20 protein-coding genes are annotated in these 19167 nt (G+C 58.6%); 10 read left to right on the top strand and 10 right to left on the bottom strand.

The features are described 5' to 3' along the window. Positions 1–6: 6 nt before the first annotated feature. The 3 genes from ACXAGD_RS10385 to ACXAGD_RS10375 are packed head-to-tail and all read left to right on the top strand — an operon-like array spanning position 7 to position 3247. Positions 7–1170: a hypothetical protein gene (locus ACXAGD_RS10385; protein ID WP_475210309.1), complete on the top strand. Its 1164-nt coding sequence runs from the start codon at positions 7–9 to the stop codon at positions 1168–1170. After that, positions 1167–2273 (top strand): hypothetical protein, encoded by a 1107-nt coding sequence (locus tag ACXAGD_RS10380; RefSeq protein ID WP_475210307.1) that lies wholly within the window; start codon positions 1167–1169, stop codon positions 2271–2273. Before ACXAGD_RS10385 ends, ACXAGD_RS10380 begins: the two co-directional genes overlap by 4 nt. After that, a complete protein-coding gene (locus tag ACXAGD_RS10375; RefSeq protein WP_475210303.1) occupies positions 2273–3247 on the top strand; it encodes a hypothetical protein in 975 nt (324 codons plus the stop codon). Before ACXAGD_RS10380 ends, ACXAGD_RS10375 begins: the two co-directional genes overlap by 1 nt. Here ACXAGD_RS10375 and ACXAGD_RS10370 read toward each other — a convergent pair. Beyond that, positions 3244–3534 carry a YiaA/YiaB family inner membrane protein gene (locus tag ACXAGD_RS10370; RefSeq protein WP_475210300.1) on the bottom strand — a complete coding sequence of 97 codons (291 nt, stop codon included), beginning with the start codon at positions 3532–3534 and terminating at the stop codon, positions 3244–3246. The two genes, ACXAGD_RS10375 and ACXAGD_RS10370, sit on opposite strands and share 4 nt — an antisense overlap. A gap of 48 nt (positions 3535–3582) precedes the next feature. Then, the gene (locus ACXAGD_RS10365; protein ID WP_475210298.1) at positions 3583–4284 is read right to left on the bottom strand and encodes a PspA/IM30 family protein; all 702 of its coding nucleotides are present in this window, start codon (positions 4282–4284) and stop codon (positions 3583–3585) included. 113 nt (positions 4285–4397) lie between these two features. Here ACXAGD_RS10365 and ACXAGD_RS10360 point away from each other — a divergent pair, with 113 nt between their 5' ends. After that, positions 4398–4997, top strand: a complete 600-nt coding sequence (locus tag ACXAGD_RS10360) for a TetR/AcrR family transcriptional regulator (protein WP_475210297.1) — start codon at positions 4398–4400, stop codon at positions 4995–4997. A gap of 100 nt (positions 4998–5097) precedes the next feature. After that, entirely contained in the window at positions 5098–6501 is a 1404-nt protein-coding gene (locus ACXAGD_RS10355) for an MATE family efflux transporter (protein WP_475210295.1), read from the top strand. A 5-nt stretch (positions 6502–6506) separates the two neighbouring features. On the opposite strand, the gene ACXAGD_RS10350 is transcribed toward ACXAGD_RS10355, so the two are convergent. The 8 genes from ACXAGD_RS10350 to ACXAGD_RS10315 all read right to left on the bottom strand — a co-directional run bounded on the left by ACXAGD_RS10350 (position 6507) and on the right by ACXAGD_RS10315 (position 14068). Further along, the gene (locus ACXAGD_RS10350; protein WP_475210293.1) at positions 6507–7604 is read right to left on the bottom strand and encodes a M56 family metallopeptidase; all 1098 of its coding nucleotides are present in this window, start codon (positions 7602–7604) and stop codon (positions 6507–6509) included. Then, the gene (locus ACXAGD_RS10345; protein WP_475210291.1) at positions 7591–7986 is read right to left on the bottom strand and encodes a BlaI/MecI/CopY family transcriptional regulator; all 396 of its coding nucleotides are present in this window, start codon (positions 7984–7986) and stop codon (positions 7591–7593) included. Before ACXAGD_RS10345 ends, ACXAGD_RS10350 begins: the two co-directional genes overlap by 14 nt. Positions 7987–8051: 65 nt before the next feature. Continuing rightward, positions 8052–8456, bottom strand: coding sequence for a DUF2160 domain-containing protein (locus ACXAGD_RS10340; protein WP_475210290.1), 405 nt, complete (start codon positions 8454–8456; stop codon positions 8052–8054). 8 nt (positions 8457–8464) lie between these two features. Then, a complete protein-coding gene (locus tag ACXAGD_RS10335) occupies positions 8465–9262 on the bottom strand; it encodes a carbohydrate ABC transporter permease (RefSeq protein WP_058280831.1) in 798 nt (265 codons plus the stop codon). Further along, the gene (locus tag ACXAGD_RS10330) at positions 9259–10122 is read right to left on the bottom strand and encodes a carbohydrate ABC transporter permease (protein ID WP_058280832.1); all 864 of its coding nucleotides are present in this window, start codon (positions 10120–10122) and stop codon (positions 9259–9261) included. The genes ACXAGD_RS10335 and ACXAGD_RS10330 overlap by 4 nt, the downstream gene beginning before the upstream one ends. Beyond that, positions 10119–11195, bottom strand: a complete 1077-nt coding sequence (locus ACXAGD_RS10325; protein WP_475210289.1) for an ABC transporter ATP-binding protein — start codon at positions 11193–11195, stop codon at positions 10119–10121. Before ACXAGD_RS10325 ends, ACXAGD_RS10330 begins: the two co-directional genes overlap by 4 nt. 1 nt (position 11196) lies before the next feature. Further along, complete coding sequence (locus tag ACXAGD_RS10320; RefSeq protein ID WP_475210287.1) at positions 11197–12246, bottom strand: ABC transporter ATP-binding protein; 1050 nt, start codon at positions 12244–12246, stop codon at positions 11197–11199. A gap of 82 nt (positions 12247–12328) precedes the next feature. Then, positions 12329–14068, bottom strand: a complete 1740-nt coding sequence (locus ACXAGD_RS10315) for an ABC transporter substrate-binding protein (RefSeq protein WP_475210285.1) — start codon at positions 14066–14068, stop codon at positions 12329–12331. A gap of 244 nt (positions 14069–14312) precedes the next feature. Between ACXAGD_RS10315 and ACXAGD_RS10310 the strand changes: the two genes are divergently transcribed. Genes ACXAGD_RS10310 through ACXAGD_RS10290 form a run of 5 tightly spaced genes read left to right on the top strand, consistent with a single transcriptional unit; the run spans position 14313 to position 19167 of the window. After that, positions 14313–15674: a V-type ATP synthase subunit B gene (locus ACXAGD_RS10310; protein ID WP_475210284.1), complete on the top strand. Its 1362-nt coding sequence runs from the start codon at positions 14313–14315 to the stop codon at positions 15672–15674. Then, complete coding sequence (locus ACXAGD_RS10305) at positions 15652–16257, top strand: V-type ATP synthase subunit D (protein WP_475210282.1); 606 nt, start codon at positions 15652–15654, stop codon at positions 16255–16257. Before ACXAGD_RS10310 ends, ACXAGD_RS10305 begins: the two co-directional genes overlap by 23 nt. Further along, a complete protein-coding gene (locus tag ACXAGD_RS10300; protein WP_475210280.1) occupies positions 16254–18050 on the top strand; it encodes a V-type ATP synthase subunit I in 1797 nt (598 codons plus the stop codon). The genes ACXAGD_RS10305 and ACXAGD_RS10300 overlap by 4 nt, the downstream gene beginning before the upstream one ends. Continuing rightward, on the top strand, positions 18047–18490 hold the full coding sequence (locus ACXAGD_RS10295) for an ATP synthase subunit C (protein ID WP_170324458.1): 444 nt from the start codon (positions 18047–18049) through the stop codon (positions 18488–18490). The genes ACXAGD_RS10300 and ACXAGD_RS10295 overlap by 4 nt, the downstream gene beginning before the upstream one ends. After that, positions 18490–19167 carry a hypothetical protein gene (locus tag ACXAGD_RS10290; RefSeq protein ID WP_475210277.1) on the top strand — a complete coding sequence of 226 codons (678 nt, stop codon included), beginning with the start codon at positions 18490–18492 and terminating at the stop codon, positions 19165–19167. The genes ACXAGD_RS10295 and ACXAGD_RS10290 overlap by 1 nt, the downstream gene beginning before the upstream one ends.

The raw sequence follows: 19167 nt of genomic DNA, 5'->3' as shown, positions 1-19167 counted from the left end.
GCATACTTGGCAGATACCTGGGTATCTGTCTGCGCCGCGCTGGGCGCGGTGGTCGTCTTGCTGCATCTGGGCGATCTGGTGCAGAGACCGGAGATCGCCAGAAGGTTTCGGTTCTGCCTTTGGGTGCTGGTCATATTGATGCTGTCCCGGATCGGTCATTGGGGGGGCTGGGGCTGGTTTTTCTCCGCAACTGCTGCCTGTTCTGCCGCTTTGTTGCCTCTGGCTGCTTTGGTACTTGCCGAGGGGTTGCTGCGTCGCCATGCACCTCCCATCCTGAAACAGACCTGTGCTTGGGGGGCGGTTGTTCTTGTCTTGCTGGGGTTGCTGCAATTCAGCAGCCTCGAGGTTTTGCGACTGGCCGCGCTGCTCTGTTTCCAACTGATCGCGCTGGGTGGCGTGGCTGTGTTTGTGGTGCGGCGCGACAGGGACAGCCTGACTTTGACCGAGAACAGAACCGTCAACAGAATGAGCCTGTCTTTCCTGTTGATCCTGCCTTTTCTGGCAACCGATTACATGCGCGAGGCTGTGGTTGATGCCCCGGTCAGGCTTGGCGGTGTGGCCGTTCTGGTGTTGTGCTGGCTGTCGATCGGAATGAACCGCACGGGGTTACGGGCCGGGGATATTTTGCGCAGCTTTGGGATCGTTTTCCTTGTGACCGGGCTGTTGACCCTTACCCTGTCCGGGCTGGTCTCGCTGGACCTGCGTACGGGGATTCAGGTCATGGCTGTCGTCGTGTCTACGCTGATCCTGCTGGCGATCTGGCAGGCCGCGATTGCACTGCGGATCGAGGACCGCCAACTGGTCGCTTTGCGCGAGATTGCCGAGGCCAAGGGGCAGGGACCACAGGCCAGCCTGACTTTGCTGCGCCGTGCTGCTGGGGCTCCGGATGCGGTGCTGGTGGAAGAGGATGAATTGACCGGTATGAACCTTGGTGACCTGCGGTCCCGGTTCAACAATTCGCCAGTGCAACAGGTGGGTGCTACGGATGACGAACAGGTCAACTGGCTGTTCTCACGGTTTGAGGCCACGCATGCCGTGTTGCTTTCGGCTGAACCTCTGCGGCTGGTGATGCTCAGCAGCCCGGATATCGCCGCGCTGGACAGTACGGGCGCAGCTCTGCGCGCGGTGCAGCGGATGGCGGGTGTGCTGGTGGAAAAGGGGCAGGCATGATTGAACTGCTGGAACGGGATTTCAAAAGTTTCTTTGCGGCTCCCTTCCACGCTTACGGGCCCGATACCCCCTACGTGTCGCCAATGAAAGCGGATCTGAAGCGATTCCTGTCGGTTGCAAATCCGCTGTTTTCCAAGGCGTCGGACTTCACCTATTTCACGGCTAAGAGGCAGGGGAGTCCGGTTGGTCGGATCACCGCACATGTTCACCAAGCGTCGAATGAGCTGCATCATGAGGGTCGGGGATGCTTTGGCTTTTTTGATTGTGCGGACGACCCGGAGGCTGCCAACGCCCTGCTGCAGGCTGCGGAAAACTGGGCGCGCGATAGGGGCATGACGCATCTGACCGGCAACTTCAACCTGACTGCGATGCAGCAGGCCGGGATTATGACCAAGGGGTTCGATCAGGCACCCTTCACCGATCAAATCTGGGGCCCGCCACATCTGCCTGGGCTGCTGAAGGCAAACGGGTATGAACCGGGTTTTCCTATGACCACATTCGAGCGCCGCTTAGACGCGGCGCCCGCGCCGCAAGTTCTGTCAGATGCTCAACGCTCACGTTTGCTGGAGCAGGGGTTTTCCTTCGCCCCCGTCACCCGCGCGACCATCGCTGACCGGCTTGAGGATGCACGATCCATCCTGAACCGCAGCTTCAAAGACAATCCGATGTTTGTTCCTGTCACGGCCGAGGAGTTCCATTTTCAGGCCAAAGACATGAAATGGATCATGGATCCGCGTATTTCCAAGGTAGTGCACTATCAGGGCAAACCCGCCGGAGCGGTGATCGCCATCCCGGATCTAAACCCGCTTTTGCGCCGGGTCGGATCACGAATGCGATTGTCTCTGCCGTGGCACTACCTGCGCTACGAAGCCCGCAGGGACCGCGCCGTGGTGATCTTTCAAGGCGTGATGCCAGAGTTTCAGGGCCGCTCGGTCAATCCCCTGATGCTCAGTGAGATGACACGCGACATGATCGCGGCGGGGTATAAGACAGTCGGCGGTACTTGGATTGCCGACGAAAACACCGCCAGCCTCCGGCAAACCGAAAAGGCCGGGGCGGTTCCACTGCATCGGTTGCATCTGTTCTCTAAGGAGTTGTCGTGATGGATCGGGCAGAGTTCGAAGCCGTGGTGGCGCAGGCGATGCTGGCGCCTTCGGCGCACAACACGCAACCGGCGCGCTGGGCGCTGCGGGATGGAGGCATCGACGTTCTGGCCGACCTGTCCCGGCGCCTGCCTGTGGGGGATCCGACGGATCGCGACCTTGAGGTTTCGTGCGGTGCGGCGGTCGAGGGCACGGTTCTGGCTCTAGCCGCACGTGGGGTGGGGGCCAGCGTGACCCTGACTGAAGGCACGGGGGAAGCCGGGTTGCGCCCCGTCGCCCGGATCGTGCCCGAAGGTGTGGCCGCTCCCGAAGATATCGCGCTGGCGGCAGAGATGCCTAGGCGTCTGACCCATCGAGCGGGGTTTTCACCTGCGCCGAACGCCGCTTTAGACAAATGGGCGGATGCGCATATGACGCTGGTGACGGATGCGGCGCAGATCGACTGGTTGGCCAAACAGATCGACGTCGCCTCGGCCCAGATCATGCGACCAAAGCCCTTCCGCTTTGAGTTGTTGCATTGGATGCGATTGCGCAAGGACGATCCGAAATACGATACCGATGGCTTGAACCGGGATGTTCTGGCCATGGATGCCACCACCGCAATGTTGGTGCCGGTTGTGCTGGGCACCAAGGTTTATGGCCTGTTGTCTGCGCTGGGTCTTGGCCCGCAGCTTTCGGGCGAGGCGGCGCGCAGCAAGGACGCAAGCGCGATCGCCTTGTTTCACTGGCCTGCAGAGGGGGTAATGGTCGAAGCGGGGCGGGCGTTTTACCGGACATGGCTGCAGGCAACGGCCCGAGGGTTGGTTGGCTGGCCGGCCGCGGCGTTGGCGGATGATCCTGCCACGCGCGCCGAGGTTTCGGATAGGTTCAATTTACCTGACGACCGGGTGCTGTTCAACGCATTACGGCTGGGGGTTGCCAACAAAGCCACCCCCAGCCGCGCGCGCCTATCTATGCACGATGTGATCGTTTAGGCGGCGATATTGTCGCCCACTTCTTTCAGCAGTTTCTCGGTCTTCGCCTCTTCGATCCGATTGTGCAGACGCTGGGATTCCTCGCGGTCACGAAGCGTTTTGGTGATCGAGACGGTGGTGTGTACCAGCATCAGAGCGGACATTGAGTAGAAGCCTTTCGCCGCGAAGCTGGCTTCGAGGAAATAGATGCCGCCCGCCATCATCGCTGCGGCTACAATAAATGAGCCAATGGTGAACATGTTCCATGCGTTCGACTGCGGCAGGTTCAGGTTTTCTTCGGTGTTCATTGGACTATTCCTTTCAGTTTTTCAGTGCGTTGAATTTGGTACGTGATGTTAGTTCGATTTCGACTTGGCGGATTTCTGGGCCTTCTTTTTCAGCCGCTCCAGAACCTCGTCCGCGTTGGAACGCAGGGGCTTGCCGCAGCCTGCCTCGGCCAGTCGATCACGTACGTTTTCGGCTGATCCGGTGGTCTCCAGCTCGGTCATCGCACGGGCGGTGGCGTCCATTTCGCTTTGCCGTTCCTGCAGACGTTGCAGGGTGTCTTCGGCCTCGCGCAATGTGGACAGGCCGCTGTCTGGTGCCACCTGCTGCAGGCGTTGCGTTTTGTCCGTTGCCGTCGCCAGCCGCTGACCGCGCTGCAACTGCCGCAGCCGGGTTTCGGCCTCGCGCAATACTGTGCGCAGCCGGGCGATTTCTGTGTCGAACCGGGCCTGCGCCTGGGTGGACACGTCGCGCTCAGCCTCAAGGTGGGCGATAGCGTCGGCGGCGTCACGGGCCAGGTCCTCGCGGTTCTGTTGCAGGGCGGCCAGCGTGCGAGCTTCAAGATCGGCGATCTGCTGGGTCAGTCGGTCATGCTGTTTCTTTTCCTGCTCGTTCTGAGCCATCGCGACAGCCACGGCCTTGCGGGACATCTGAACGGCATGGGCGCAATCGCGGATCTGTTGGCGCAATATGGGCAGGGCGTGACGGTCCGTGACAACCGTTGCCGCCTCATAGGCCCGGCCTCGTAGCAAAGTGGCAAACTGTTTGAACATCTTTGGCTCCTCGTTTATGAACATTGTTCATGAGGTGACTATGTGCTATTTTTGAACATTGTTCAATAATAAAAATGAACGATGTTCATTACTTCTGGGTTGCGGAGGATTAAGTGACTAAAAACAAAAGAGAAATACTGAAAGAAAATCTTCTAAATGCAGCGGAAGAGAGGATAAAGTCGCACGGTTTGGCGGCTTTGCGGGCTCGAGATGTCACCAAAGATGCGGGATGTGCGTTGGGTAGCCTGTATAACGCCTACGAGGATTTGGACCTTTTGATTCTGGCCGTGAATTCCCGCACGCTGGCGCGTTTGCATACCACTCTGCAAACTGCGTCGTCCTCAAAAGAGGAACCCGAGGAAAAGCTGTTGGCTCTTGCGCTGGCTTACCTTGAGTTCGGCACCGAGAACTCGAACCTCTGGGCTGCGTTATTTGACCACAGGATGCCACCCGGCGTTCCAGTGCCCGAGTGGCATCTGGAGGAACACGTAATTCTGATTGCCGAGGTGATGGCTCCGCTGTCGCAGTTAAGCCCTAGGCTGGATGAAGCCGCGTTGGCCTTGCGCGCGCGCACGGTGTTTTCGGCGGTGCATGGCATTGTCAAACTGTCTCTTGAAGGTCGGTTTGTTGCGTTGGACACCGATGCCGTTCGTTCAGAGTTGTCGGGGTTTGTTCTGCAGTTCCTGCGCGGGTATCAGGCGGCTTTGCAATAGTAACGCAATTATTTCAGATGAGACTCTGCCCCTAGATTGCCGTTGCATCACCGGTGGAAACGCGGGCAGATTGGCCAAAGGGGCAGGGGCTGAACTACATATGGCAACACAATCCAAAGGCAAAGCGGTCTTTCTGACGGGCAGCCTGATGGGCCACGTCACCCGAATGTCACTAACCACCAGCATCGGCCTGATGGCGATTTTCGCAGTGGACTTCGTCGATATGATTTTCATATCGTTGCTGGGTAACGACGCGTTGGCCGCTGCGGTCGGTTATGCCGGGACGCTATTGTTCTTTACCAACTCGATCAATGTTGGCCTGTCGATCGCTGCGGGCGCTTTGGTTGCGCGAGAGCTGGGCGCCGGTCGGCACGAACAAGCACGCCAGTTCGGAACCAGCGTTGCGGTTCTGGGGGCTCTGGTCGGGCTGATCGTCTCTGTGGCCGTCCTGTTCAACCTGACATTTTGCCTGTCACTGCTGGGCGCCGAGGGCGAAGTGCTGCGGCTGGCCGCCCGCTATGTGTCGATCATCATTCCGACCATGTGGGTGATGGCGGTTGCGATGACCGGTATGGCCGTCCTGCGCGCCTATGGGGATGCGCGGCGTTCGATGCAAGCCACGATTTACGGCGGGGTGGCCAATGCGGTGCTGGACCCGATCCTGATCTTTGCCGTTGGCTTGGGGCTGGACGGGGCGGCCATCGCCTCGGTTATTGCACGGGTTTGCATGTTGATTGCGGCAGTCAGGCCGGCGGTGCGTGTGCATCGCGGTTTTGGGCGACCATCATTGCGGCAGTTGGCAGCAGATGTGAGGCCCGTCCGAGCAATCGCCGTACCTGCCGTTCTGACTAATGTCGCTACGCCTATCGGCAACGCCATTGTCATCCGCGAAATCGCGCAATTCGGAACGGATGCCGTAGCTGGTATGGCGGTGATCGGGCGACTCATGCCGGTGGCATTTTCGGTTGTGTTCGCGCTGTCCGGGGCAATCGGTCCAATCGTCGGTCAGAACTTCGGCGCAGCGCAGTATGATCGGGTGAAAGCGACCTTTCTGGCGGGTGTGAAATTCACCGCCGTGTATGTCTGTCTGATGGCGGTCACCTTGTTCGTGTTACGCGCGCCAATTGCCGATCTGTTTCAGGCGCAGGGGCAGACACGGGCACTGATCTATTTGTTCTGCGGGCCGCTGGCCTTGGCTTCATTCTTCAACGGTGTGATCTTTGTCGCGAATGCCAGTTTTAACAATCTGGGTCACCCGATTTATTCGACTTGGGTGAACTGGGGGCGGCACACGCTGGGCACATGGCCCTTTGCAGTTGCCGGAGCCTATATCGCGGGTGCGCCCGGCGTGCTGCTGGGGCAGGCGCTGGGCGGGGTCATCTTTGCCGTGATCTGCTGGGTTCTGGTCCGACGGGTTGTTGCGAACCTGTCCGCACCGCAACCTGCCGACCCGTTTGCCGGACAGACCAGATTGCAGGCCTTGTTTGGGCGCCGTGGCTGGTAGGCAGGTCAGTTGCCCTGATTGCGTGCTTCCAGCCGCTCGAGGTTGACCACAGTCGACAGCATTAGGCGATCATGGCTCCAGTCTTCAGTCTGCTGGACCGATGCGGCCGCCAACCCAAGGACAAGCGCAAACAGGATACTCAGGCCGAGGAACATGAAGGGCATTGACGATTGCATAGCAGGCGCATCCGCCAGGGCAATCACCCGTTGCCGCAAAACACGTTTTGCCTTGCCACCGGTGACCAAAGCCACGTTCAGAACGCGCGGGCTGCCGCGCATGACGGTTCGGGCGCAATAGTCCAACAGGCAATTGGTATAGTCCTGCGCGTCGATGTTCTTACGGGTCACAACCGACTGATCGCAGGCCAATTCGCGCAGGCGGTCGAACTGATACTTGAGCACCAGATAGGCGGGGTTCCAGAACAGCACAGGGCGCAGCAGCTCGAACCCCAACTCCCACTCAACGTCTCCGGCACGCACATGCTGAAGTTCATGCGCAAGGGCGAAGCGCAGTTCGCGCGGGGTATCCAGCAAGTGGCTGGGCAAAACGACATGACGCCGACGCAGGCCCCGGACCGCGAAGGGCACGGAAATGCGGTCGGACAGGCGGATGTCCACCTTCGCCGAATGGCGCCACAAAAAGCTGGTGTTGACCGTCTCGCGGATCGCCAAACCGTCGCGAATTGCCCGCAGAGCGTAGATCAGCGATGTAAGTGCCATCAGAACTAGTATCACCGATACAACCGGATAGTCTCCGCTGAACAACACCTCAACCCAGCGTTGGCGTGTGTTCAGCAACGCCTCGAATTGGGTGGCCGGCATGCCGATGTCACCGCGCAAATACGCCGCCACCGCGATATCACCGATCGCCACGGTGTTGTTGGCCTGAGTGAGTTTAGCCAGTGCAGATACACCCAATGCCAGCAAGGGGCTGATGACGATGCACATGCACAGCGCCTTAAGCGCACGCAACTGTGCCACGAACCCGTGGCTGAGTGACGTTCTGGACAGTAACCCCCGTGCAGCCAGCCACAGAATTGCGGCAAGGCCAAGGACAAGATTCCATTCCAGATACGCGTCGAGAACCGGTTTAACCGCTGTCATTTTGCAGTCTCCTCTCTACCAGTGCCCGAATTTCCTCCAGATCGGCTTCGCTGAGGCCTGCATCGTCAACCAGACGCGCAACCAGCGTGGCAGGTGTGTCGTCGAACAGCGTCCGCGACAGGTTCTGCAACGACCGTGCCTGATACCTGTCTTTCTCCAGAAGCGGCGTATAGATCAGCGTCTTTCCGTCCTTGCGGCTTTCGACAAAGCCTTTTTCATCAAGAATTCGCAGGATGGTTGCGCCGGATGTATAAGCCAGATTGCGTTCTGGTGGCAGACGATCAAGCACGTCACGGACCGAGCCCTGACCCAGCGCCCAGAGCTCGTTCATGAACTCAAGTTCGACTTCGGTCAGCAGGTTTGTTGTTTTTTTCTTTCGCATCGGTCTTTCGTGTCGCATTTTTAGTATGCCTGACAGACAAGCATCCTTTCGCTGTTTCGCAAAGCTTAAACTTTCCAGAAAACGAAGATGCCCCAGCCGATAGACAGGAAAAGCGGCGTCCAGACGGGCTGTCCGACCAGCCCAAGCCAGGCCAGAAAGATATAAGCCGACCCTAGCAGTGTTATGAACAACCGATCGCCCAGCGTGGTCGTCAGACCCAGAACACCGCGCCGTTCAATCCCGTCCCGGTACTTGAAGCCTTCGAGCACGCCGATCAGGGCGATGGCCGAGAAGATGCCGACAAACACAGCCAGCGTCGCCGGGGTCCAGGCCATCCAGAAGTCGGGCCACAGGGGATCGGTCCAAGAGAAGCCTTTTTCCTCTTGCTGGCCGACATTGCCCCATCCGGCTTGCGCTTGGGCAAAGGCATTGGTGGGCAGGAAGGGGAGGGTGAGAAGTAGTTTGCGCATTTCGAACCTCACACACGACCCATCGCGAAACCACGCGCGATGTAGTTACGGACAAACCAGATGACGATGGCGCCGGGGATGATGGTTAGGGTTCCTGCAGCAGCCAGCAGGCCCAACTCATACCCCGCGCTGGACGCTGTACGGGTCATTACGGCGGCGATGGGTTTGGCCTCGACCGCGGTCAGGGTTTTGGCCAGCAGCATCTCGACCCACGAGAACATGAAACAGAAGAAGGCCGCGACGCCCACGCCTGCCTTGATGTTGGGCAGGAAGATCGTCACGAAGAACCGCGGGAAGGAGTAGCCGTCGACATAAGCCGTCTCATCCAGCTCTTTCGGGATGCCGCGCATGAAACCTTCCAAAATCCACACCGCCAGCGGCACGTTGAACAACGTGTGTGCCAGGGCCACTGCCAGATAGGTGTCGAACAGGTGGATCGAGGAGTAGAGCTGGAAGAACGGCAGTGCGAACACGGCCGCCGGGGCCATTCGGTTGGTCAGCAACCAGAAGAACAGCTGCTTGTCGCCCAGGAACCGATAGCGCGAGAACGCATAGGCCGCAGGCAGAGCCACACAGACCGAAAGCACCGTGTTGATCGTCACATAGATGATCGAGTTGATGTATCCCCAGTACCACGTCGGGTCGGTGAAGATGGTGATATAATTCTCCAGCGTAAAGGTCTGGGGAAACAGGGAAAAGCCCGAAAGGATCTCGTTCGTGGTCTTGAAGGACATCGCCACCAGCCAATAGATCGGCAGCATCAGGAACGCGATGTAGAGGATCGGGATAAGGGACCGCTTCTTCATTGCGCGTCATCCTTTGTCATCAGAGTGTAGAAGACCCAGCTGACCAGCAGCGTGATGGCGAAGTAGATCAGGCTCATCGCGGCTGCAGGGCCAAGGTCGAATTGTCCTAGCGCGATCTTCACAAGGTCGATCGACAGCAAGGTCGTTGAGTTGCCGGGGCCGCCGCCCGTCAGAACGAAGGGCTCGGTATAAATGTTGAAACTGTCCATAAAGCGCAGCAGAACGGCGATGGTCAGGACGGTCTTCATTTTGGGCAACTGGATATAGCGGAACACCGACCACGGGCTGGCCCCGTCGATCTTGGCGGCTTGGTAGTAGGCGTCAGGGATCGACACGAGGCCCGCATAGCACAGCAGCACAACCAGCGAGGTCCAGTGCCAGACATCCATGACAATGACGGTAATCCAGGCCGAGATCGGCTGTTGGGTCATGTCATAATTGATGCCCAGAACGTCATTCAGGAAGTATCCCAGAAGGCCGATTTTTGGCAGCGTGAAGATATTCCACATCGAGCCGACCACGTTCCAAGGGATCAGCATCGGCAGGGCCATCAGCACCAGGCAGACCGGCACCCAGAACCCTTTACGTGGCATCGAAAGGGCGACGATGATGCCCAGAGGCACCTCAATCAGCAGGATCAGGAAGGTGAACAGGAATTGCCGCCCCAATGCGGCCTGAAATCGGTCGGACCTCAAGATTTGCTCAAACCACCCAAGCCCTTCCCAGAAGAACTGGTTATTGCCGAAGGTTTCCTGCACCGAGTAATTGACGACCGTCATCATCGGCACCAGCGCGTTGAACGCGACCAGCGCCAGCACAGGCAGGACAAAGAACCACGCTTTTTGGTTTTCCGTTCTCATTGCGCCCGCTCCTCGGTTGCGATCCAGCCGTCTCGGTAGACGCGGGATTGTTCTGGTTTGAATTGCAGGAAGACGTGTGAGCCTGGGTTGGGGGCATTGTGCTCAGCGACGGCCTTTACCGGTGTATCGCCGACCATAGCGCTGACCACATAGTGACGCCCGATATCCGCAACCTTGGTGACATGAGCGGGGATGCCGGTTTCACCAAAGCTTATGTATTCCGGGCGGATACCCAGATCGGTGCGACCGCCTTCGCCGTGGGTCGGGCCTTCCAGCATGACCTCGTGGCCTTCAAAAACGGCGCTGTCTCCCTTGGTCTCACAGGGCAAGACGTTCATACCGGGTGATCCGATGAAGTGCCCGACGAATGTGTGCTGAGGGCGCTCGAACAGTTCGACCGGGGTGCCGATCTGAACCACTTCGCCTTCCTGCATCACGACCACTTCGTCGGCGAAGGTCAACGCCTCGGTCTGGTCGTGGGTCACGTAAATCATCGTGGCTTTGACGCGCTGGTGCAGTTCTTTCAGTTTCGACCGCAGCTTCCATTTCAGGTGCGGGTCGATCACGGTCAGCGGTTCGTCAAACATCACCGCGTTCACGTCGTCACGGACCAGCCCTCGACCCATCGAGATCTTTTGCTTGTTGTCCGGGCTGAGGCCGCTCGCGCGGGTGTTCAGCATATCGGCGACGTCCAGCATCTCGGCTATCTCATCGACGCGGCGTTTTATCGTTGCCGGGTCCACGCCGCGGTTCTTCAACGGAAAGGCCAGGTTTTCGCCAACGGTCATGGTGTCGTAGATCACCGGGAACTGGAACACCTGCGCGATGTTGCGTTGATCGGGGGGCAGGGCGGTGACGTCCTGCCTGTCAAACAGAATTTGTCCCTCGGACGGCGTCAGCAGGCCCGAGATGATGTTCAGCAAAGTCGACTTACCGCAACCCGACGGGCCAAGCAGCGCATAGGCCCCGCCATCGCGCCAGGTCACGTCGATTTCCTTCAGCGCATAGTCTTCCGGGCCTTTTGGCGTCGGCATGTAACTGTGTCGCAAGTTTGATAGTTTGATCTGTGCCATGTCAGGCCACCCTTTTGCCGTCTTGGCCGAAATACCGGCAATGGGCCGGGTTCATGTAAAAGCTGTGATCTTCACCGACTTGGTAGGGATGCACGCCCGCGGCGAGCGAAACCCATGCGTCATCGCCGTGTTGGAAATGCGCACTGGAATCCGAGCCGGAGAGTTCGGTCACGATCACCCGGCCGGTCAACTCCACATCCGCGTCCGATGTGCGGAAGGGGGTTACGCGGTGCGGTCGCACGGCGACCATGTAATCGCCGTCTGTCATGTCCGTGACTGACCAGCCGCCACCGCCCGCCAATTGCGCTTGAGCGCCTGACACAGTGATACGAGCCACGTTGATCGGCGGGTCCGAGAAGACCCGAGCGGCAGCGATGTTCTCGGGGTTGCGATAGATGTCGGCGGTCGGACCGAACTGGGTCACACGACCGTCTTCCATCAGGGCTGTATGGCCACCCAGCAGCAGCGCCTCTTCGGGTTCAGAGGTGGCGTAGACCACAACGGCGCCACGTCCGGCAAAGAGGTCCGGCAATTGCTCGCGCAGTTCTTCGCGCAATTTGTAGTCGAGGTTGGCCAGCGGCTCATCCAGAAACACGGCACGGCTTTCTTTGGCAATCGCACGGGCCAGAGCGGTCCGTTGTTGTTGCCCGCCCGACAGCTCATGCGGGCGACGGTGCAGCATCGGGCGCAATTGTAGTAGGTCGGCGGCCTCTTCAACACGGCCCTCGATTTCGGATTTTGCCATGCCCGCCACGCGCAGCGGCGAGGCGATGTTGTCGAAAACAGTCATATGCGGGTAGTTCACGAAGAACTGGTGCACCAGGCTGATCTGCCGTTTTTGCGTGTTCAGCTTTGTGACGTCCTGCCCATCCATCAGGACCTTGCCCGAGGCGATCGGGTCCAACCCGGCCATCATCTTGATCAGAGAGGTCTTGCCCGATCCCGTCGCACCCAGCAGCACATTGAAATGGCCGGTTTTCAGCGTCAGGTTCGTGGGTTTTATATGGATGACATTGCCAACCCGTTTGGTGGCGTCTTGTAATTCGATCATGTCCGTGGGTTCCGGTCCTTCAGTGCATCGCACTGGCCTTTGAGGTGGGGATGCCTGAAGCGGCACCCCCGGTTGCATTGGCTTACTGAGACTGCCAGCGCTGAACCAGTTCGTCATAGTTGACGGTCTGGCCTTGCGGCTTTTCGTTCTCAAGCTTCGCCTTGGGCGAACCCGCTTTTTCCAGCCAGAAGGCCGGGTCCTGCGGTTCGTTCAGGCGCGGGCCACAGCCACCGTAGACACCGGCGCTTTCATCCGCGGCCTGCATACGGGCCATGGTGATGTCCATCTCTTCGGCCAGACGGTCCATCGCCTCTTGCGGGGTGAAGGCACCCGAGTTCACATCACCGATCTGCTGCCACCAGATTTGGGCCAGCTTCGGATAGTCCGGCACGTTGATGCCGGTCGGGGACCATGCCACACGGTCAGGCGAGCGGTAGAACTCGACCAGACCACCCAGCTTGGGTGCGCGTTCGGTGAACGACTCGTGGTTGACCGAGCTGTCGCGGATGAAGGTCAGACCCACATGGGACTTCTTCACATCAACAGTCTTGGAAGTCACGAACTGAGCGTAGAGCCAAGCCGCCTGAGCACGATCCTCGGGGGTCGATTTCAGGAAGGTCCAGGAACCCACGTCCTGATAGCCAACCTTCTGACCTTCTTCCCAATACGGGCCATGCGGGCTGGGCGCCATCCGCCACAGCGGCGTGCCCTCGTCATCCACGGTGTTATTGCCTTCGGACTTCGGCTTCACCATATCGGCGGTAAAGGCGGTGTACCAGAAGATCTGCTGGGCTACGTTGCCTTGGCTGAGCGCTGGCAGCGACTGGTAGAAGTCATAAGACGCGGCACCCGGAGGCGCATAGGCGCGCAGCCATTCGTCCCATTTGCGGATCGCATAGACGGCAGCCGGACCGTTCGCCGCTCCACCGCGCGAGACGGACGCACCAACAGGGTTACAGGTACCCGCTTCCATGCGAATGCCCCATTCATCAACTGGAACACCGTTTGGCTCGCCTACGTCACCAGCGCCGGCCATCGACAGCCAAGCGTCGGTCATGCGCCAGCCAAGGTCAGGCGCGCGTTTGCCGTAGTCCATGTGACCATAGATCGTTACGCCGTCGACTTCTTTCACGTCGTTGGTGAAGAACTCGGCGATGTCTTCGTAAGCCGACCAGTTGACCGGAACGCCCAGATCATAGCCGTACTTCTCTTTGAACGCCGCCTTGTTGTCTTCGTCATCGAACCAGTCCTTGCGGAACCAGTAGAGGTTCGCGAACTGCTGGTCGGGCAGCTGATACAGCTTGCCGTCCGGGCCGGTTGTGAACTGAATGCCCATGAAGTCATCCAGATCGAGCGTCGGCGAGGTTGTCGCCGCCCAATCACCGCCCATCATGTCGGTCAGCGGGTAGGCAAGTTGCAGACGCGAGTGCGTGCCGATCAGGTCACTGTCGTTGACATAGCCGTCATACAGGTTCCGTCCGGTCTGCATCTGGGTCTGAACGGCCTGAACCACTTCGCCTTCACCAAGGATCTGGTGGTTGACCTTGATGCCGGTGATTTCCTCGAATGCCTTGGTCAGAACCTCGGACTCATAGGAATGGGTCGGGATGCCCTCGGACAGGACGTTGATTTCCATTCCGGAATAAGGTTGTGCAGCTTCAATGAACCACTTCATCTCGCTCATCTGTTCGTCTTTCGACAGGGTTGATGGCTGGAATTCGTCGTCGATCCAACGTTGTGCTGCGGCTTCGTCGGCCCAAGCAGAACCGTGCCCCGCAATAACGGCAGCCGCCGCCACTGCGGAAAGTAGATGTCTCCGCATCTGTCTCCTCCCAAAGATTATGGTTTCCGGCGCAAACCGGATGGCGATCAGCATCGGCGATTTTTTGCATACGTGTCAAACTAAATTTTTAGTAATTGGTAGAATTGAGGGGTGTCGCAAGGACAACGCATCCTCGGTTGCCAATTTGTGAATTCGTTGTAAGCTGCACCTACGATTACAAAAAATGCCGTTGATTATTGCGGTGGCGATTGGCGAAAATCACTTGGACGCATGAGGATAGGTAATGTCCCAGAGTCTTTTGAAATACACGCGTGTACTGGAAATTGTAGGCGACACGATCAAGGTCAGGGTGCCGTTGGATGGATCGGCAGACGCTGCCGTTCGGTTCAATGACCTTGCGGTGATTGAAACGGTTGATGGGCATAAAACTCTGGCTCAGGCAATATTCATCGACCATGACGTGGTGACCTTGCAGGTGTTTTCCGGCACCAAGGGGATATCGACTGAGGCGACAGCAACCTTCCTGGGCCACCCGATGCAGACGCCATATTCAGCGAATATTCTGGGCCGCGTTTTTGATGGGGCAGGGGGGGCGATTGATGGCGGGCCGGACCTGTCGGCCGAGCCTCGAATCGATATTGGCGGACCGACCGTGAACCCGGCCGAACGGGCGGTGCCCAACAAGATGATCCGCACCGATGTGCCGATGATTGATGTGTTCAACACGCTGGTCGAAAGCCAGAAAATTCCGATCTTCTCGGTCTCGGGTGAACCGTTCAACGCCTTCCTTAGCCGAATCGGCATTCAGGCCGACGCCGATATCGTGGTGTTCGGCGGGTTGGGGCTGATTTTTGACGACTACCACACGTTCCGGACGTCGTTTGAGGATGCGGGCGTGTTCTCGCGGACGGTAATGTTCGTGAATCAGGCAATGGACCCCCTAGTTGAGCGCTTGTTGGTGCCCGACATGGCGCTGGCTGTAGCTGAGAAATTTGCGGTCGAAGAAGGAAAGCGTGTGCTGGTCCTGCTGACCGACATGACTGCCTTTGCCGATGCGATGAAAGAGGTTGGCATCAGTCAGGAACGAGTGCCCTCGCAGCGCGGTTATATGGGTGACCTCTATTCCCAATTGGCGCGGCGGTATGAGAAAGCCTGTGACTATGCCAAGGGCGGGTCCGTAACGGTTTTGACCGTAACAACGATGCCCGGCAATGACGTGACCCACCCGGTGCCTGACAACACCGGGTATATCACCGAAGGGCAGTTCTATCTGCACTCAGGTGTGATCGACCCGTTCGGCAGCCTGTCGCGCCTCAAGCAGAATGTGATCGGCAAGACCACACGCGAAGACCACGGGCAGATCATGAATACGATGATCCGTTTCTATTCCGAAAGCCGGGATGCCGCGCAGAAACAGGCGATGGCGTTCGATCTGTCGGATTATGATCACCAGCTGCTGAAGTTCGGCGCGTTGTTCCGGACACGGTTCATGGACATCAACGTCTCGATCCCGCTGGAAGAGGCGCTGGATCTGGGCTGGAAGACGCTGGCCGAGTGTTTTGCGCCCGAACAACTGCTGATGAAGCAGGCTTTGGTCGACAAGTATTTCCCGAAGGATGCCAATGGCGCGGTTGCAGCTGAATAAATCGTCGCTGGCTCGCCAGCAGACGCAGCTGAAAAGCTATGAGCGGTTCCTGCCGTCGCTGGACCTGAAGCGCCAGCAGTTGATGGCGGAACGCGCCAAAGCGCGCGAGGACGTAAGGCGGCTTGAGGAAGAGGTTAAAGAACTCGCCCAGCAGGTCGGGGCGAAGCTGCCGATGCTGGCGCAGCAGGGTGTCGATTTGGACGGGCTGGTCGAACTCAAGGACTATCAGGTCAAAGAGGTCAACGTTGTGGGTGTGAAAATGCCCGCGCTCGACCGGATTGAGGTCGCGGTGCGCCCTTATTCCCTGTTGGCCAAACCCCATTGGGTCGATGCCGCAGCGCAGTTGCTGCACGACATGATCGAGGCGCGCCTGCGGGTCAAAGTGGCCGAGGAGAGGGTAAAGATTTTCGACAAGGCCGTCGCGACGATCACGCAGCGCGTCAACCTGTTCGAAAAGGTTCTTATCCCGCGCGCCAAGGCCAACATCAAGAAAATCCGCATCTACCTGAGCGATGAGCAGATGCAGGCCGTTGTGCGTTCGAAGATCTCCAAGCGCAAACACGCGCAGGAGGCTGTGTCATGAGTGTTGCGCGTCTCAAAAAACTGTCTTTGGTCGGACGCGCTAGTCAGAAGACTGAGACGCTTGAGGCATTGCAAGAACTTGGCTGTATGCATGTCCTGCCGCTGGCACCCCCACCGGCCGAGCCTGAAAAGATCAGCGAGCGTGGCGCAAGAGATGCCTATAAGGCCTTGCGCTTCCTGACAGATGTGCCCGAGCCACGACGCCAGATACAGCGTGACCCGGATTTCGACATGGACCAGTTCGTCAAGGACGTTCTGGATCTGATGCAGCGTACGCGTGACATGACCGACCGGCGGGATTTTCTGGCTCATCGGATTGCTCAGGTGCGGCCTTGGGGAGACTTGGATTTCCCACCCGATGACGTATTGGCGGGCAATCGGCTTTGGTTCTACCAACTGCCAGTAAAGCACCGCGATGCATTGTCCGATCTGACGCTGCCCTGGGCCATTCTGGAACAGGACCATCGGTTCATCTACGCCGTCCTGATCGCCCCGGAAGAGCCCACTGACGACATCCTGCCGGTTGCGCGCACCCATACTGGTTCGCTGCCCATTCACGAGTTGGAAGCGCAGCTGGAAGAAGCCGAGATCGCCATCGAAGCGCTAGAGGCTGAGCGGATTGCACAGACCCGGTATCTTAGGCTGATGCGGCGGAATTTGTCCGTAGCCGAAAGCGCGGCGGAATTGGCCCATGCGACCCAGAAAGTGCGCGACGAAGAGGCGATGTTTGCCCTACAGGGGTGGGTGCCCGAAGATCGCATTGAGGCCGTGCTTGAGATGGCTCAGGCCAAGGATGCCGCCGTTCTGATCGAGGAACCGGGGCCAGACGACACACCGCCTACGCTCTTGGAGCAACCGGAAAAACGCAGTGCTGCCGTAGACTTGGCGCTATTTTATCAAGTGCCCGGCTATAAGGATTGGGACCCGAGCGTAATCGTCGCCGCCTCGTTTGCGTTCTTCTTCGCGATGATCGTGGCCGACACCGGATATGGTGTTGTCATCCTGCTGGGTCTGCTGCTGTTTTGGAACCGGATGGGTCGAACGGTCGGAGAGAGATCCTGGCGGCTGTATGGGCTGATCATCGCGGGCGCGACAATTGTGTATGGTATTCTGGTCGGCAGCTATTTCGGGGTGTCTCCGCCCGATGGGTCGATTTGGGCCAAACTCAAGCTTCTGGATATGAACAATTTCGGGGCCATGATGATGGTGTCGATTGTTGTCGGTGTTCTGCACCTAGTTCTGGCCAATGCGATGGCCGCTCGGGCGGCGTGGGGGCAGAGGAAAGCGATCGCCAATCTGGGCTGGATCGCGGCGCTGATCGGTGGGTTTGTTCTGTGGCTTAGCTATATGAAAGGGAATTCCCCGACTGTGGGAACGGCGATTCTGATCGTGGGTGCGCTGGTGATCCTGCTGTTCTCAAGCGAGCGGGTGATCAAGAAGCCAACCGATTGGATATGGCGCCTGATCGACGGGGTACAGGGTCTGGCCGGGGCCATGGGCGCTTTCGGAGATGTGCTGAGTTACATGCGCCTGTTTGCGCTGGGTCTGGCCTCGGCCTCGCTGGCGATCACCTTCAACGATCTGGCCATGTCCGTGATCCATGCGTTGAAAGGGCCGGGCATTCTGTTCGGTCTGTTGATCCTGATTATCGGTCACATCCTGAACTTCGCCCTCGCGTTGATGAGCGGCGTCGTCCACGGATTGCGTCTCAATTACATCGAATTCTTTAAATGGGGTCTGCCGGACGAAGGCATCGTCTTTCGTCCGTTCGCCCGCAAGGAGGTTCAGGAATGAATGAGCTTGTTCTGACATTGGGTTGGCTGGGGATTTATGCACCCATGGCTTTGGGTGCGGCCGCAAGCGCCATCGGCTGTTCGATTGCGGGGATGGCCAGTATCGGCGCTATGACCGAAACCGAGGGCGGCTATGGCCGCTTTGTCGGTGTGTCGGCTTTCCCTTCGACCATGGTGATTTACGGCATCGTTATCATGTTCACGCTGAACCGCGACGTGACGCCGGAAAACGCGGGCGGTCTGTTCGGGATTGGTATCCTGTCGGGCATCGCGCTGATGTATTGCGGTATATGGCAGGGTCGGGCCTGTGCGGCGGCGATTAACGCGACCAAGGAAAAACCTGAAATCTTCGGCCTGTCGCTGGCACCAGCAGCGATCATCGAAGGCTTTGGTGTCTTTGCCTTTGTCTTTGCCTTGGTCATCAGCGCGGGGATCAGCTGATGGCACAGGATGGGATGATTTCTCATGGTGTCGATGCGCTGATCGACAAATTGCGCAGTGACGGTGTGGCCGCCGGGCAGGCGGATGCGGACAAACTTCGCGCGGATGCTAAGGCTGAGGCCGCGAAGATTCTGGCCGACGCAAAACGCGAGGCGGATGCCTATCAGAAAAAGGCCCGCAGCGAGTCTGACAGTTACCGCGCTGCTGGCGAAGAAGCTTTGAATACCGCCATGCGTGATGCCGTTCTCACCATGAAGGCCGGTCTGACGGACCGTTTCCGCGAAGATGTTGAAAGACTGGTCACCAAGGAAATGGGTGACCCGGACCTGCTGAAACAGATGATCCTCGAAGTGGTGGGCCGCGCCGCTGCTGAGGCGAAACTAGACGGCCAGGTGCAGGTCATTTTGCCCGCCAAGGTCGCCACGCAAGAGGATATCAAACAGAATGCCGACGACATTCAGTCGGGCAAGCTGACCAAATACGTGCTGGGTCTGACCGCCAAGATGCTGCGCGAGCAGGTCGAGTTGCACGCCTCGGACGATGCGCAGGACGGTATCCGGGTCAGGGCCGAAGATCAGGGCGTAGTGCTGGACCTGACCGACAAGGCTGTGGCCTCGCTGCTGATGGAACACCTGCAGCCCCGATTCCGCGCGGTGCTGGAAGGAGTGATCCGGTAG

Source organism: Ruegeria sp. ABF4_144 (genome assembly GCF_056160045.1).
Note: the sequence above shows the minus strand (reverse complement) of the source record. Positions and strands in the feature narration are given on the sequence as shown.

Bases quoted from the DNA above. Each gene is read 5' to 3' on its own strand.
- ACXAGD_RS10355 (WP_475210295.1), top strand. From the start codon at position 5,098: ATGGCAACACAATCCAAAGGCAAAGCGGTCTTTCTGACGGGCAGCCTG.
- ACXAGD_RS10330 (WP_058280832.1), bottom strand. From the start codon at position 10,122: ATGAGAACGGAAAACCAAAAAGCGTGGTTCTTTGTCCTGCCTGTGCTG.
- ACXAGD_RS10340 (WP_475210290.1), bottom strand. From the start codon at position 8,456: ATGCGCAAACTACTTCTCACCCTCCCCTTCCTGCCCACCAATGCCTTT.
- ACXAGD_RS10310 (WP_475210284.1), top strand. From the start codon at position 14,313: ATGTCCCAGAGTCTTTTGAAATACACGCGTGTACTGGAAATTGTAGGC.
- ACXAGD_RS10295 (WP_170324458.1), top strand. From the start codon at position 18,047: ATGAATGAGCTTGTTCTGACATTGGGTTGGCTGGGGATTTATGCACCC.
- ACXAGD_RS10370 (WP_475210300.1), bottom strand. From the start codon at position 3,534: ATGAACACCGAAGAAAACCTGAACCTGCCGCAGTCGAACGCATGGAAC.
- ACXAGD_RS10325 (WP_475210289.1), bottom strand. From the start codon at position 11,195: ATGGCACAGATCAAACTATCAAACTTGCGACACAGTTACATGCCGACG.
- ACXAGD_RS10380 (WP_475210307.1), top strand. From the start codon at position 1,167: ATGATTGAACTGCTGGAACGGGATTTCAAAAGTTTCTTTGCGGCTCCC.
- ACXAGD_RS10320 (WP_475210287.1), bottom strand. From the start codon at position 12,246: ATGATCGAATTACAAGACGCCACCAAACGGGTTGGCAATGTCATCCAT.
- ACXAGD_RS10350 (WP_475210293.1), bottom strand. From the start codon at position 7,604: ATGACAGCGGTTAAACCGGTTCTCGACGCGTATCTGGAATGGAATCTT.
- ACXAGD_RS10305 (WP_475210282.1), top strand. From the start codon at position 15,652: ATGGCGCGGTTGCAGCTGAATAAATCGTCGCTGGCTCGCCAGCAGACG.
- ACXAGD_RS10375 (WP_475210303.1), top strand. From the start codon at position 2,273: ATGGATCGGGCAGAGTTCGAAGCCGTGGTGGCGCAGGCGATGCTGGCG.
- ACXAGD_RS10345 (WP_475210291.1), bottom strand. From the start codon at position 7,986: ATGCGAAAGAAAAAAACAACAAACCTGCTGACCGAAGTCGAACTTGAG.
- ACXAGD_RS10290 (WP_475210277.1), top strand. From the start codon at position 18,490: ATGGCACAGGATGGGATGATTTCTCATGGTGTCGATGCGCTGATCGAC.
- ACXAGD_RS10300 (WP_475210280.1), top strand. From the start codon at position 16,254: ATGAGTGTTGCGCGTCTCAAAAAACTGTCTTTGGTCGGACGCGCTAGT.
- ACXAGD_RS10315 (WP_475210285.1), bottom strand. From the start codon at position 14,068: ATGCGGAGACATCTACTTTCCGCAGTGGCGGCGGCTGCCGTTATTGCG.
- ACXAGD_RS10365 (WP_475210298.1), bottom strand. From the start codon at position 4,284: ATGTTCAAACAGTTTGCCACTTTGCTACGAGGCCGGGCCTATGAGGCG.
- ACXAGD_RS10335 (WP_058280831.1), bottom strand. From the start codon at position 9,262: ATGAAGAAGCGGTCCCTTATCCCGATCCTCTACATCGCGTTCCTGATG.